A 14,544-nucleotide genomic window follows, 5' to 3' on the forward strand; every position below is an offset into this window, starting at 1 on the left:
GCGCTCGATCACTGAATACATCACTGGCTACTACAGCCAGGTAAGACCACACAGAAACAACAATGGAGTGAGCCCAAATGCAGCCGAGCTGTTGTACTGGGCCGCCTCCTAAACTGTGGCCAAATTTACTTGACCACTACATTATTGTTAACGATTCCAGAAGATATGCACCTCTTCAAAGCCGGTTTCTATGGTGAAGATGTCACCTCCGACTTCTAAATCGTAGGTCATACGGGCGTAGTCTATAAAGGGCGCCAGGCGCTCTGGGGTGTCACCACTTTCTTCGGTCAGCTCGGCGGCAAAGTCGGCCACACTGGAGTAGCAGCCAGCATAATTCTCCTCAATTACCGTATGTGCCTCCTCAATATCCGTGTATATGTTCAGCACTTCCGCGACTACTTCGCCATGCTCCCCAATAAAAACAGCAACTTCTTGCGCTTCTTTTAAGCCCGTGTACTGAGAAATCTGGTAACTGCGGTAGCCTTCATAGTCGTGAATGGCATACTCCTCCGCATCAGCCACCGGACTGCAGGCAAGCAATTCGCTCACTTGGCTTTGAATATCATCCAGATCTTGTGTGGCATCAATCCAGGCGCCGTGATGAATGCCGCTGTTATATGCGGCCAGGTCGGATACGTAAATCTTGATATCTTCGCTCATGGTCTTGCCCCTTAAAATTCGCTGTTGAGGTTTCTGAGAAGCGCTTAGCGCGCCGCTCATGAACCTCTGGCGACAGAGGCCGACTCGGCGGGGGTGAAAAAATCAAGCAAAATTGCGGAGGGTCCGTCCAGCACAGCGCCAGATGGAAACCGTCATTTTTCTTGATTTTTGAGGGGTGGCAGGCCCCTACATCCATTTACTTGGGCATTGACAAGAAATCACAAACACTGTATAAAAAAACAAGGATTCTTGCTTGCCAGCAGTGCGGGCCGATTTCTATCGGTGCTGTTACATCCTGTGCAAGCTACGAACATCACATCAGTGATTTCGGGTGGGTTAGGACTGACGATCGTCCTCCCAGAGAATGTCTAACCGACTCAGTCGTCCTATACATAACCGGAACTAGGTCCGCAGGTGGCTCTTACCAGACGGTTGTAGGATTATTTTTGTGCGTCGGGGTGGATGTGGTCGAGTTCCAGTTGCGCATTGCCGTAAAAACGTTATAAATGCCAGAAATATGGAGAACAAGACCATGAAAGCTAAATCATGCAAAAACATGCCAGGTTTCGGCCTGGGAGGTGCTTACTAGCACTAGTGTTTTGCTGGGCTCTTGCTTGCCAGCTGTGCGGGCCGATTTCTATCGGTGCTGTTACATCCTGTGCAAGCTACGAACATCACATCAGTGATTTCGGGTGGGTTAGGACTGACGATCGTCCTCCCAGAGAATGTCTAACCTCAGTGGCGATTGGGTCTAGTTTGCTGGTAGGGCCCCTACCAATTTTATGAGAAAATTAAATCTTTACAGCCAAGTAAGAGATATAAAAAATCTGCGCAAGGCCTGGGGTCGCGTTCGCCTCAATGCCACATCTTCACAATCAAATTCAATTAAGCAGCAAGCCCTCGAGTTTGACAAAGAAATAGACAAGCATCTATCTAGAATACAAACTCAACTTAGAACGAAAAAATACAAATTCAAACCAGCTATTGGCATTGCGAAAGAAGATAAGCCAGGAAAAAAAAGACCAATCGTTATTGCCTGCATAGAAGACAGGATTGTACAACGAGCCATACTTCAAACCCTGCAAAACATTTCCTCTCTCAAATCGCTCATAGAAACCCCTACTAGTTGCGGCGGAATACAAGAAAGAAGCGTTAGATATGCAGTAAATATGGCTCATGACAAAGTCCTTGAAGACGGCACGTATTTTATTCGCTCCGATATTCAAGGCTTTTTCACCAAGATCCCCAAAGATATCGTCTTAAGTGAAATAAAAAAACACTCGCCTGATGACGACTTTAACGAACTAGTCCGAAATTCGATAGAAGTAATACTTTCGAATACAAACGAGCTTGGCAGAGACTTAAAACTATTTCCAACTACGGATATCGGTGTTGCTCAGGGCTCTTGCTTATCACCGCTCCTTGGAAATATTCTATTGCATGAGTTCGATAAAGTATTAAATTCAGAAGACGTCCTCTGCTTAAGGTATATAGACGACTTTTTACTGCTCGGACCATCCAGAAAAGCCGTTACAGCCAAACTCAAAAAGGGGAACAGAATCCTTAAAGAGCTAGGACTTGAAGCGTATGATCCTCAGCACAATACGGATAAGGCAGCTCACGGGGAATCAAACAGGGGAATAATCTTCCTAGGCTGTGACATTAGGCCAAATTCAATCACACCCATGAAGGCCTCACGAACAAGGCTTCTAGAAAAAGTGAAAAATCGCCTAAACCGATCTAAAATTTCACTACGCGCAAGCCCAATAAAGGGCCCGCTCGGAGAGCAAAGCTTTGTAGAAAGCCTCGAAAACGTAAGTCATATTGTAAAAGCCTGGGGAAACCAATATCAATTTTGCAACAACGAACAAGTTATGGCACAACTGGATGAAAAGATAAGCCAAGAAATAAAAGAATACATTTCTTTTTATGCTGACCAAGCTAGAAAGCTCGAAAGTACCGATTCATTAGCTCGCCGCAGGCTACTAGGTGTTCATGCTCTAGTTGACAGCAAGAAGGACCCAATCGTACCTACAAAAAAACAATCCACATTTTAGTATTCGTTATTCACATATAACCCTAGACTAGGAATAACATGCCAGCTTAAAGCTAAAGATCGTTAGCTAACGGGTTGTTTACAAGGTAGTTGTGCCTACTGCTAATCCACTCTATGCAGCCTGGAGAATTAATAACGCCATGTAAAAAGACAGACTCCCAATTGTTCGCCGATCCATAGCGCCTACCAACCCTATCAAGCTGGTCAATAACAGCATCTCTCAATTCAGCTTCTGTAACAACATCACCCTTAGGCATAGTATTAATTACTGAAGAAGGACTATTCCATACTCTTGTCCAAAGAGTATCTAACCATTTAACAAGTCCAGATGGTTTAACAATATTTTCAACATGGAATTTAATGGATTCATCTATTGGCTGATCAGTTGGCAACGTCTGAATAGTAATACTTACAACTGGAAGAGCTGGAGCCTGCTCAATTAAACATGATAACAATCTATCATTTAAGCAGTCGTCATAATATGGATGGAGTATTCGCTCTAAGGCAACTATTGAGCCTGTAACTTTTTTACCTTTACTGGAATTACATTTACATGCCGGAACAAGATTCTTTGAGAATACAGTATATTCTGGATAGTACTCCTTGGACAAGTAATGGTCCAAGCTTGATGTTCGTGGAGCTCCGCACATCGGACAGATATCAAGTGAGGAATCCCTTAGGTCATTAATAAACTTAAGATCCTTAGGCGGAGCATCAAAATTCTTCTTCAACCCCTCGCTCACAAAGTTACAGTAAAAAAAGGGACAGATTTATTTTTCAGCCACCAGCGGCTGAGCCCCGCCCCTGCATTCCATTTATACATTAAACCTTTTATGGCTCTCATATTAAGCCTCACTATTTCCGGCCACGTATTGGGGCAAGAATATTTTCCCACTTTTATTCAATTTGTTCTATCGTGTTATTTTTTACTCTTGAAAAAATGTACCCTGAAGCAGCCTGAAATAAAACGAACGGAAAAAATACGACTAGAATAACGTTCAAATTTTTACCACCTAAAGTCGACCAACAAGCCATAAGAACAAAAGATGAAACAACCGTCATCATTGCCGGCTGCCACCAAAGAAACCGAAAATACCTCACACAAAGATAAACAACCAAAAACGGCATCAGAACAAACAGGAAAGAAACGGTAAGCGCAGCCCTACCCTGGAAAAAGAATATCGTAAACATTGCAACATAGTACGTAACAGAGGTGATGACACTCAAAAAAATGCCAATTGTTTTCTTGATGACCAGTTGTTTCATATGCTACCTAGCCTTACTAACCCCATATTTAAAAACAGTAAAACGTAACCAGGACACTTCGAATAGGGGAAATATATCGGTCTCCTTTTACTTTTACATAGATATTTCACTACCATTCGACCTCAGCACAGGCTGCACAAGAAAGATCAAAAACATTCCCCCGATACAGCACAGACTTAAAAAGACACAAGCTGTATTTTATGCAGTACATTAGCCTGCCAGAGGAAGACAATATCAATGGGCTTGTCGCTCCAATATCAGCAAGGGCAACAAAGGGGATGCGGGACACTGCAATACAGTGAATTGGGATTGCCGCTGTGGGCGTATTGCGTGTATCTAATCGAAAACTGGTACGTCCCTGCATACAATCCGGCTTCCTTCATTGTTATCGTTTATATCCTACCTAAAAAGTAACACTCAGGCGAACTGCCCGCAAGCAGGCACCCTGTCGAGCCTATACGCCAAGCTAACACCAAATCTATCACCTCCACCTTTAGCCCCACCCGCAAATAACGTAAAATGCCCTGTTTTCACACCCATGATCGCTAATATAAGACGTCTATATGCCAGCTAAAACCGATTCCAGCCAGCACACCCCTATGATGCAGCAGTACTTGAAGATCAAGGCGGAGCATCCCAATGAGTTGGTGTTTTACCGGATGGGCGATTTTTATGAGCTTTTCTTCGATGACGCCAAAAAAGCTTCAGAGCTGTTAGACGTCACCCTAACGGCGCGCGGTAAGTCGGGCGGGGAGCCCATTCCCATGGCCGGCGTGCCCTACCATGCGGCGGAGGGGTATTTGGCGCGGCTGGTGCGCGCCGGTGTGTCGGTGGCGATTTGCGAGCAAATTGGCGATCCGGCCACCAGTAAAGGCCCGGTTGAGCGCAAGGTGATGCGGGTTGTCACGCCCGGTACCGTGAGCGATGAGGCCCTGTTGGATGAGCGGCGCGATAACTTGCTGGTTGCGGTGCATCGCAATGAGGACACCTACGGTATTGCCTCGCTGGATATGGCCAGTGGCCGCTTTTTGGTGTTGCAGGTGGATGGGCTGGACGCCGCCAGCGGCGAGTTGCAGCGCCTGAACCCGGCCGAGTTGTTAATAAGCGATGATTTGGTACTGCCCGAAATTACCGAAAACCGTAAGGGCGTGCGCCGCCGTGGCCCCTGGGAGTTTGAGCTGGAAACCGCCGAGCGACTGCTAACCCAGCAATTTGGCACGCAGGATTTATCCGGCTTTGGTTGCGATCATTTGCACACCGCCATTGCCGCCGCCGGCTGCCTGTTAAGTTACGCACGCGAAACCCAACGCACCGCTCTGCCCCATGTGCGCACCTTGGCGCACGAAAACCGCGATGAAGCAGTGGCAATGGATTCGGCCACCCGCCGCAATTTAGAAATCGACCTCAACCTAACCGGCGGCGATGACAACACACTGTTTTCGGTGTTGAATAAATCCTCCACCGCGATGGGTTCGCGCTTACTGCGCCGCTGGCTGAATCGCCCGCTGCGCGATTTGCACACACTGCAAGAGCGCCAGGACGCCATTGGCATACTGGTGGATAACTACCGCTTTGAGCCGCTGCGAGACAAGCTAAAACGCATTGGTGATATGGAGCGTATTCTGGGCCGGTTAGCGCTGCGCTCCACCCGCCCGCGCGACTTATCGCGTCTGTATTTATCGCTGGCCAGTTACCCCGAGCTGCAAGCCGACCTGGCGCAGTGCGACAGCCCGCGTTTAAAAGCACTGTCGGAATTTATCAGCACCTTCCCCGATTTAGTTGAACTGCTGGACCGCGCTATTGTGGAAAATCCACCCGTCGTGATTCGCGATGGCGGTGTGATTGCCGAAGGTTTTGATGCCGAGCTGGATGAACTGCGCAGCATTAGCGAAAACGCCGGACAATATTTAGTGGACTTGGAAACTCGCGAGCGCGAGCGCACCGGCATTAACACACTTAAAGTGGGTTACAACCGGGTGCACGGTTACTTTATTGAATTGAGCCGCGCGCAATCAGAGCAGGCCCCGGCCGACTATATTCGCCGCCAAACCCTGAAAAATGCCGAGCGCTTTATAACGCCGGAATTAAAAGAGTTTGAAGACAAGGCACTGTCGGCCAAAAGCCGGGCCCTCGCGCGCGAAAAAGCGCTGTACGAAGAGCTGATAGAAACACTCAACCAACAGCTAGTTGCCCTGCAGGATTCCGCCGCTGGTGTCTCCGAGTTAGATGTACTGTGCAACTTCGCCGAGCGTGCGGTAAGTCTGGATTTAACCGCGCCCACCTTGCGCGCCGAGCCCGGCATTGCCATCAGCGGCGGGCGCCACCTTGTAGTAGAACAAGTGCTGGACGGCCCCTTCGTACCCAATGATCTGAACTTTGATCGCGACCGCCACATGTTGATTGTCACCGGCCCTAACATGGGCGGTAAATCGACCTACATGCGACAGGCAGCACTCATTACATTACTGGCCCATGTGGGTAGTTTTGTACCGGCCGCATCCGCCACGATTGGCACTGTCGATCGTATTTTTACCCGTATTGGTTCGTCCGATGATCTGGCCGGTGGCCGCTCGACCTTTATGGTGGAGATGACCGAAACCGCCAATATTTTGCACAACGCCACAGAGCGCAGTTTGGTGCTGATGGATGAAATTGGCCGCGGTACCAGCACCTTCGACGGTCTAGCGCTGGCTTGGGCCTGCGCCCGCCATTTGGCGGAAAACCTGCGCGCCTTTACCCTGTTTGCCACCCATTACTTTGAACTGACCCAGCTGCCCGATTCCAATCCGGGCATTGTCAATGTTCACCTCAATGCCACCGAGCACAAAGACAGCATCGTCTTTTTGCACAAGGTGCAGGAAGGGCCCGCCAGCAAAAGTTACGGTATTCAGGTGGCGCGCCTGGCCGGTATACCAACGCCGGTGTTGCAAAGCGCCGAAATCCAGCTGCAAAGCCTGGAAAGTGGCGATGCCCACGCCCTTTGCACTGATGTACCCAGCGCCCCCCCCGCGCAAGCCTCGCCGCTGCAGGCAAGCCTGTTTGATGCCCCGGAGCACCCGGCGATTACCGCGCTCGAGGACATTGACCCAGACGAGCTTACACCGCGACAGGCACTTGAGGCCCTATACAAGCTAAAGTCGCTCTAGCTCACTGCTAAGGTAGTGGGATTTTAGGCCTTAGCAACACGGCGTTTTTCAAAGCAACACAAACGCTATTGAGGCGCGGGCAAATAGGAACGATTGTCACTTACAAAAATAAGCCGTATTTCTCGGAGGCCGCATGGCCTCTGGCCCTACCAAAAACTGGAAATGCTGGTAAAATGCCCCCCTTTAAATCGCAACGGTAACCGTGGAGTCCACACAATGACGTTCGTAGTTGGGGAAAACTGCATTAAATGTAAACACACCGACTGTGTAGAAGTATGTCCGGTCGACTGCTTTTATGAAGGCCCCAATTTTTTGGTAATTCATCCAGACGAGTGTATTGACTGTGCCCTGTGTGAGCCTGAGTGCCCGGTTGACGCAATCTTCTCGGAAGATGAACTGCCAGAAGATCAGGAAGTGTTCATTGAGCTGAACTCAGAGCTGGCAGAGGTTTGGCCAAACATTACCGAGAAAAAAGACGCACCTGCCGATGCCGAAGAGTGGGATGGTGTCGAGGGTAAGCTGCAGCACTTGGAGCGTTAACACCTCACGGCACAGACATAAAAAAGCCGCGCACTGCGCGGCTTTTTTATTGCACTTCTACCTGCAAAACTTACACAACAACAAAACACAGCTTAGGCGTTAAACAAGCACTCGCTGTTCAAGCCCTGCTTTTCCAAAATATCACGCAGACGGCGTAAAGCTTCTACCTGAATTTGACGCACTCGCTCGCGGGTTAAGCCAATGGCCCTGCCCACTTCTTCCAAGGTACTCACTTCGTGACCGCGCAGGCCAAAGCGACGCGCCAAAACTTCACGCTGCTTTTCACTGAGGTCATCAAGCCAATGATCAAGGCTGTTGTTAATATCATCGTCTTGCATCAAGGCGGCGGGGTCAGACTCTTGAGTGTCCGCAATGGTATCTACAATGGCGCGATCAGATGAATTGCCTATGGGAGTATCTACCGAGGTAACGCGCTCGTTAAGCCCCAGCATTCGCTCAACATCACCCACGGGCTTATCAAGCATAGTGGCGATTTCGTCGGCCGTCGGCTCATGGTCAAGCTTTTGCGTTAGCTCACGGGCCGCACGAAGATACACATTGAGTTCTTTAACTACGTGGATCGGCAAACGAATGGTGCGGGTTTGGTTCATGATCGCCCGCTCAATGGTCTGGCGAATCCACCAAGTGGCGTAGGTTGAAAAACGGAAGCCACGTTCGGGGTCGAACTTTTCGACAGCGCGAATTAAACCGAGGTTGCCCTCTTCAATTAAATCGAGCAGTGCGAGCCCACGATTAACGTAGCGGCGGGAAATTTTTACCACAAGGCGCAAGTTGCTTTCGATCATGCGCTTGCGTGACGCTTCACAGCCCTTGAGTGAACGGCGAGAAAAGTACACTTCTTCTTCGGCTGTTAGCAGTGGCGAAAAGCCAATTTCATTGAGGTAAAGCTGGGTGGCGTCGAGAGCTGAGCTGTCTGCCGCCATGCGGGTGGAGCTGGTCTTTCGTGGTCGTCGAGCTTTGCTGGTCGATACCGGTGGCTCTGCAATTTGTATATCTGCAGCTTCCACGCTTGCATCAATGGATTGGGCAACTATCTGATCTTGTTGATCGACAGCAACGGTTGTTTCCCTGTTTCTTACTGGCATGTCAGGCCCCCTTTTTGGATCCTCTGCGGCAAAAAAACCTTTGCCTTGCCATATGGCCGTAAACTGAAGCGGCACTCTATTACTACGTCCTGTAGAAGCATTTGGTCGATTTTAGCGGGTAAGCCTTCTTCCTACTCAGCGTCCGGGCAGATACTTGAGAGGATTTACCGGTTTACCGTCACGTCGAATCTCGAAATGCAATTTCTCTTTATCGGTACCGCTAGAACCTAGTTCGGCAATTTGCTGACCAGCTTTAACACTTTGACCTTCTTTGACGTTTAGCGCCCTGTTATGAGCATAAGCGCTTAAGTAAGTATCATTATGTTTTACGATCACCAACTTACCGTACCCTCGCAACCCAGAGCCGGCATAAACAACGTGCCCGCCAGCGGCTGCAACTACAGGCTCTCCCAATTTTCCCCCAATATCAATACCTTTATTTAACCCCCCCGATGAGCTGTAGCCGGCAATCACATTTCCTCGGCTGGGCCACTGCCAGGAAATCGGCCCGCGAATAGTCGACGGGGGCGCACTGGTTTGTGCTGAAGTTGTTCTATTTTCAGAACGCCCAGCGGAGGACTGAGCACGATTCGCATTACGGGTTGCCGCAGTGCTGGTGGTTTTGGTCTCTGGAGGGGGCTTTGGCGCAGCACTTCGCTTGGCAATACTGGGCGGTGGCTTGCGCTTGGAGGCATCACTTATATCCAGCCTCAACTGCTGCGAAGCGTATATGGTATAAGGCGCGCCAATCCCGTTGTGCCTCGCCAGTTGGCGATAATCCAGCCCATAGCGCCACGCAATACTGAACAGAGTTTCATTGGGCGCCACAGTGTGAATAAGAATTTTTCGTGTAGGAGGCTGATCTCTATCAGCCACTTGCGCAGGAGGAGCCGAGGAGCACGCCGCCAGAATCAGCATGTTCAATATAGTGAACAGCTTAATCAGGTGCCATTTCTGAACAACGGCCAGTAGCATAAATCGCGGCTCCCTCTGAATGGTAATCTTTCTCAGTAGCTTATTTGAATTGGCAATTAGTAACGTCGGTTTATTAGAAAATTATCTTAATAGCACCCCAAAAAACACGACTCACATCAAATAGTCTTCTAAACTATAACGGTCGATTCCGTCCAATTTTAGCCACCCACTCCACAAATAACATTAGCAGAGCACCGACTAACGCCAATAACATTACAGATAAAAGCTGCGGGTTTTGACCGTTCAAACTTTCGTATACCCAGGGCCAAACATTTTCCTGTACCGCCACCACTTCTTCACCATGACGATTTAATTGCGTTTGCAAAACGTGCTTCCACGGCCACACAACCACCGCGGCCCCAAATAGAAAACCGGTAAGTACCGCAATTGTGCTTTGATGAAATCGCTGCAAAAGCCAATGTAATAAATGCGAGAAGGCGAGCAAGCCAAACACGCACCCAGCAAAAAAAACACCCAACAGAACAAAGTTACCTTCGGTTACGGCATTAATCATTACCGAGTACATGCCCATAACCAGCAATAAAAAACTACCAGACACACCGGGTAAAATCATTGCGCAAATGGCAATGGCGCCAGACAAAAACACAGTGACAACGTTGACAGGCACATCCACCGGTTTAATGGATGCAAACACAACAGCCGCCGCTGCGCCCAAAACAATTAGCAATAAAGGTCGCCAGTGAATTAAATCGATGGTTTTAGCCAGATAAACAGCTGAGGTGATAATAAGCCCGAAGAAAAAACCCCACACCTGCAGCGGGTACTGCTCGAGCGCTGCCGATATAAGATGCGAGAACAACGCGATGCTGGTAATGACACCACCAAACAAAGACAACAAAAAGGTACCATCAATATGACGCCAAAACGCTGCAACGCCTTGTGTTTTCAACAGCAATAAAGCCATAGGGGTGCAAGACTTGAGCGCTTTTAGCAGGCGTTCGTAAATGCCGGTAATGAAGGCGATAGTGCCACCAGAAACACCCGGTACAATATCCGCGGCACCCATTGCCATACCTTTCAACACAGTTGAAAGATGCGGTCGCAAAGATTTAAAACTCATTAGCGAGTGGTACCAGACAGCAGAGGAACAAAACGAACGGGCTCGAGCTCTTGCGTGATAAATGTATCGGAGTCACCGTCGCGAACCACTAAGTACAAACTTTGCTGCTCGCCGCCGGCGGGGATGACCATGACACCACCGGGTGCCAATTGCTGTTTGAGGTCTTCGGGAATAACCCGTGGTGCCGCCGCACTTAAAATAGCATCGAACGGGCCTTTTTGTGGCCAGCCCAAGCCGCCATCGGCATGGGAAAAAACAACGTTGTGCAAACCCAACTCGCGCAGGCGCGTGCGGGCTTTATCTTGTAGGGGCTTAATGCGTTCGACCGAGTAAACCTGCTCCACCAACTGAGCCAATACCGCGGTTTGGTAACCGGAACCGGTACCGACCTCTAACACCCGCTCGGGTTTCTTGCCGCAGGCGCCAAGCAGAATTTCCGTCATGCGGGCGACAATATAAGGCTGGGAAAGGGTTTGGCCATAGCCAATAGGCAGGGCAGAGTCTTCATAGGCGCGGTGGGACAGCGCCTCATCGAGAAACCAGTGACGGGGGGTGTTGCGAATAACATCCAGCACACGCAGATCGGCGACTCCTTGATCTACCAGCCGTTGTATCAGTCGTTCCCGAGTGCGCTGGGAAGTCATGCCAACGCCCTCTAAGTTCAGATTGTTCAACCCCATATCCTCTGTATTATTCTCGCTAACTGCTTCATTTTTACAGTATTTTGGCCGCCCACTATAGCATAAATGCCCCGTCTGCAACCCGCCAAACCACCGGCCGGCTCAGCGCACGGTAATCAGCTCACGCGTGACTGCCGTCGCATAGGCGCCTACCGCCAGTTCAAATTGCAGGCGTAAATCGCCCTCTTGCCAGGCCCAGTCAAGTTTAGCCACTTGGCTGACTAAGGTCCGGCGGTCTTGATCCAGGCCGGTAAATTCAAGCGGCTCGCACCAATGCTGCCACAGGCCTAATACCTCTTCTTCCAACTGCTTTGTCACACCACTACTGGCTAGGCGGCCTCGCCCCCACAAGGGGCCGGTTGGCAGGCCGGTGGCTGCTATATCGCCGTCCAAAACCTGGCACCAGTTGTCCGCCTCTACACGGGCCGCTAACACTTGGTTAAACAACCAGGAGCGGGCGGCCGACAACACTATGGACTTTTTACTGCGATTTTTGATCTTGCTGCCGGTCACCAGCATACGCTCAGCGGAATGCAGATTACCGGCATCGATACCGAAGCGTTGCTCACCAAAGTAGTTGGGTACGCCGTGAGTGGATACCTGCTCTAATTTTTGCTCAAGGGCCGCTCTATCGCCTGCCACATCGCGCAGCCAAATAACAAATTGATTGGCCCGGTGCTGCCCGCGCCGCAGCTTTTGCCGGTGGCGCGAGGTCTCAAGCAGATCGACCGTCTCGGATTGAAGCGCTGACCAGTCGGGCTCCTCCCCTTTGGGGAAGTACACGCTAAACCACTGGCGTGTCACGGCGTGCCGGTCTTTTAAGCCACAGTAGCCCACATCCCGAGCCTCAACACCGGCCAGTTTCGCTATTTGCCGCGCGAGCCATTCGGTATTGTCGCCATCTTTTTGCAGGTGCAGATAAATGTGCTCCCCTTCGCCGCTCAACTCAAAGCCTAGGTCTTCAAAGACAATAAAATCACTGTTTACTCGGCGAAAATCCGCTTCGGCGACCGGGCCGCCAAACGCGTAGGGAAAATCCAGAGAGAAGTTGGTCATAAATTACAACTGTATGGGGGCTAATAAAACCACAGCTTGCGCGGCAATACCTTCACCGCGGCCGGTAAAGCCAAGCTTTTCGGTGGTGGTGGCCTTAACGTTAATTTGTGAGGTGGAGCAGGCAAGATCCTGGGCGATAGCCTCGCTCATGGCGGCAATATAAGGTGCCATTCGCGGCGCCTGGGCGATAACGGTCATATCGGCGTTGCCCACCTGCCAACCGCTGGCCCGCACTTTGCTCACCACTAAGCGCAACAATTCCCGGCTATTGGCACCGCGGTACTGTGGGTCGGTGTCGGGGAAGTGCTGGCCAATGTCGCCCAAACCGCAGGCGCCCAGCAAGGCATCGCACAATGCGTGCAACAAGACATCGCCGTCGGAGTGGGCGAGTAAGGTTTGATCGTGCGGGATTACCACACCACCGATCACTATTTTATCGCCGGGCCCGAATTTATGAACATCAAAACCCTGTCCTATGCGCATGGTTTAACCCTCCAGTTGCTGCGTTAAAATCAGCTCAGCCAATACTAAGTCTTGCGGGTGAGTCACTTTAATGTTGTCGCGCCCTGCCGGTACTACCGCCGGCCGCCACCCAGCCAGCTCCATGGCGCTGGCTTCATCGGTAACCTGTAATTGTTTATCGAGCGCACTTTGCAATGCGTCGTGCAGTGCCCGCAAGGGGAACATTTGCGGTGTTTGCGCCGCCCACAGTTGTGAGCGGTCGAGCGTTGCAGTAATCGCCTGATCCGACACTTGCTTTACCGTGTCGCTGAGCGGTGTCGCTAATATTGCGCCGGCAGCGCCCGCGCGTTGAATCAGTGTTTCAATATCGTGAACACGCACGCAGGGCCTGGCGGCGTCGTGCACCAACACCCAATCATCTTCAGCCGCCTCAGCCAATAGGTACTGCAGTGCGTTTAGCACGGAGTCGGCTCGCTCGTCACCGCCCGCTACCGAGACAATTTTAGGGTGATGGCGACATGCAAGCGCCGGCCAATAGGCGTCGCCGGGGCTGAGTGCCACCACTACCTTTTCGATTGCGCACACCGATAAAAGCTTGTCGAGCGTGTGCTCGAGGATGGACTTACCACACATTGATTGGTACTGCTTGGGGTGCGAGCCGCCCATGCGCCGGCCTATGCCCGCGGCCGGAACCACAGCCCAGTACTTTGGTGCTCTACTCATGATGGTGTTATTGCTCTTCCTGGGTCATAAAGAAGGTCTCCCCTTCTTTAATCATACCCATGTCCTGACGGGCCCGCTCTTCTATAACCTTGTGACCATTTTTTAGGTCGGCCACCTCAACGGCGAGAGCGCGGTTGCGCTCGCGCAGACGATCGTTCTCGGCTTGCTGGCGGGTAATATCCTGTTGCAGGCGAGCGCGATGGGCGTAACTTCCCTCGCCCACCCAAAGTCGGTATTGCAGGCCCAAAAATACGGCCAGAAGTATTGCCAGCAACCATTTCATAGGCGGCAGTTTAGCGCAGCTGCTAAAACGAGGCTACAAGCAGGCCGCTGGGATTGCTAAAATAGAGGCCAAACCAAATGAATGAGCACTATGGCCAAGAAGAAACCCGAAGTACGCATTAACAACTGGGGCATTTACACACCCTGGGATCACGACTCAAAAGCCCTACCCGAGCTGATCAAATCCACCCACGATATTCCCTGTGAAGTCGGTATTGAGTTCGGCTATATTTCCAACATCAAAAAGGCAAAAAACAAAAAGCTGCAATACTGCATCTACCACCCGCAAATACCGGATGAGTCTGGGGAGCCCATGGCGCCTTTTGCCGGGGAGGAGTTTATTCGTCAAAATGACTGGAACTTCTTTATTGGCGATACCATTTGGGAGCCGGTTGAAAACAAGGTGGGCCCCTGGCGGATTACCCTGGCCATAGACGGCGAAGTGATTGCAGACAAAACCTTTCAACTTACCCTACCCACATCACCGTAGGCCGCACTCATACCAAGCCCG

15 protein-coding genes are annotated in these 14,544 nt (G+C 50.6%); 4 read left to right on the forward strand and 11 right to left on the reverse strand.

Annotated features, from left to right (window positions below; genetic code table 11):
- Positions 1–147: 147 nt before the first annotated feature.
- Positions 148–660 (reverse strand): antirestriction protein ArdA, encoded by a 513-nt coding sequence (locus tag QWI17_RS01310; protein WP_302720684.1) that lies wholly within the window; start codon positions 658–660, stop codon positions 148–150.
- A 782-nt stretch (positions 661–1,442) separates the two neighbouring features.
- Between QWI17_RS01310 and QWI17_RS01315 the strand changes: the two genes are divergently transcribed.
- Positions 1,443–2,717 carry a reverse transcriptase domain-containing protein gene (locus QWI17_RS01315; protein ID WP_302720685.1) on the forward strand — a complete coding sequence of 425 codons (1,275 nt, stop codon included), beginning with the start codon at positions 1,443–1,445 and terminating at the stop codon, positions 2,715–2,717.
- Between the two features lie 52 nt (positions 2,718–2,769).
- On the opposite strand, the gene QWI17_RS01320 is transcribed toward QWI17_RS01315, so the two are convergent.
- On the reverse strand, positions 2,770–3,447 hold the full coding sequence (locus QWI17_RS01320; RefSeq protein WP_302720686.1) for a hypothetical protein: 678 nt from the start codon (positions 3,445–3,447) through the stop codon (positions 2,770–2,772).
- 166 nt (positions 3,448–3,613) lie between these two features.
- Entirely contained in the window at positions 3,614–3,982 is a 369-nt protein-coding gene (locus QWI17_RS01325) for a hypothetical protein (protein ID WP_302720687.1), read from the reverse strand.
- A gap of 563 nt (positions 3,983–4,545) precedes the next feature.
- Between QWI17_RS01325 and mutS the strand changes: the two genes are divergently transcribed.
- Together mutS and fdxA are read left to right on the forward strand one after the other, a co-directional pair.
- Positions 4,546–7,128 carry a DNA mismatch repair protein MutS gene (mutS, locus tag QWI17_RS01330; protein WP_302720688.1) on the forward strand — a complete coding sequence of 861 codons (2,583 nt, stop codon included), beginning with the start codon at positions 4,546–4,548 and terminating at the stop codon, positions 7,126–7,128.
- A gap of 216 nt (positions 7,129–7,344) precedes the next feature.
- On the forward strand, positions 7,345–7,668 hold the full coding sequence (gene fdxA / locus QWI17_RS01335; RefSeq protein ID WP_302720689.1) for a ferredoxin FdxA: 324 nt from the start codon (positions 7,345–7,347) through the stop codon (positions 7,666–7,668).
- 92 nt (positions 7,669–7,760) lie between these two features.
- Here the strand turns inward: fdxA and rpoS are convergent, their stop codons facing one another.
- The 8 genes from rpoS to ftsB all read right to left on the reverse strand — a co-directional run bounded on the left by rpoS (position 7,761) and on the right by ftsB (position 14,034).
- Positions 7,761–8,774, reverse strand: a complete 1,014-nt coding sequence (gene rpoS, locus QWI17_RS01340) for an RNA polymerase sigma factor RpoS (protein ID WP_302720690.1) — start codon at positions 8,772–8,774, stop codon at positions 7,761–7,763.
- Positions 8,775–8,909: 135 nt separating this feature from the next.
- Entirely contained in the window at positions 8,910–9,749 is an 840-nt protein-coding gene (locus tag QWI17_RS01345; protein ID WP_302720691.1) for a peptidoglycan DD-metalloendopeptidase family protein, read from the reverse strand.
- A 133-nt stretch (positions 9,750–9,882) separates the two neighbouring features.
- Positions 9,883–10,830 (reverse strand): DUF368 domain-containing protein, encoded by a 948-nt coding sequence (locus QWI17_RS01350; protein ID WP_302720692.1) that lies wholly within the window; start codon positions 10,828–10,830, stop codon positions 9,883–9,885.
- On the reverse strand, positions 10,830–11,474 hold the full coding sequence (locus QWI17_RS01355; RefSeq protein ID WP_302720722.1) for a protein-L-isoaspartate(D-aspartate) O-methyltransferase: 645 nt from the start codon (positions 11,472–11,474) through the stop codon (positions 10,830–10,832). Before QWI17_RS01355 ends, QWI17_RS01350 begins: the two co-directional genes overlap by 1 nt.
- A 138-nt stretch (positions 11,475–11,612) precedes the next feature.
- Complete coding sequence (truD, locus tag QWI17_RS01360) at positions 11,613–12,566, reverse strand: tRNA pseudouridine(13) synthase TruD (protein WP_302720693.1); 954 nt, start codon at positions 12,564–12,566, stop codon at positions 11,613–11,615.
- 3 nt (positions 12,567–12,569) lie between these two features.
- On the reverse strand, positions 12,570–13,049 hold the full coding sequence (ispF, locus tag QWI17_RS01365) for a 2-C-methyl-D-erythritol 2,4-cyclodiphosphate synthase (RefSeq protein WP_302720694.1): 480 nt from the start codon (positions 13,047–13,049) through the stop codon (positions 12,570–12,572).
- Between the two features lie 3 nt (positions 13,050–13,052).
- Entirely contained in the window at positions 13,053–13,751 is a 699-nt protein-coding gene (ispD, locus tag QWI17_RS01370; RefSeq protein WP_302720695.1) for a 2-C-methyl-D-erythritol 4-phosphate cytidylyltransferase, read from the reverse strand.
- 7 nt (positions 13,752–13,758) lie between these two features.
- Positions 13,759–14,034 carry a cell division protein FtsB gene (gene ftsB, locus QWI17_RS01375; RefSeq protein WP_302720696.1) on the reverse strand — a complete coding sequence of 92 codons (276 nt, stop codon included), beginning with the start codon at positions 14,032–14,034 and terminating at the stop codon, positions 13,759–13,761.
- Between the two features lie 90 nt (positions 14,035–14,124).
- Here ftsB and QWI17_RS01380 point away from each other — a divergent pair, with 90 nt between their 5' ends.
- Complete coding sequence (locus tag QWI17_RS01380; RefSeq protein ID WP_302720697.1) at positions 14,125–14,523, forward strand: DUF3859 domain-containing protein; 399 nt, start codon at positions 14,125–14,127, stop codon at positions 14,521–14,523.
- The last annotated feature ends 21 nt before the right edge of the window (positions 14,524–14,544 follow it).

The organism is Gilvimarinus gilvus (assembly GCF_030518155.1).
GTDB lineage: Bacteria > Pseudomonadota > Gammaproteobacteria > Pseudomonadales > Cellvibrionaceae > Gilvimarinus > Gilvimarinus gilvus.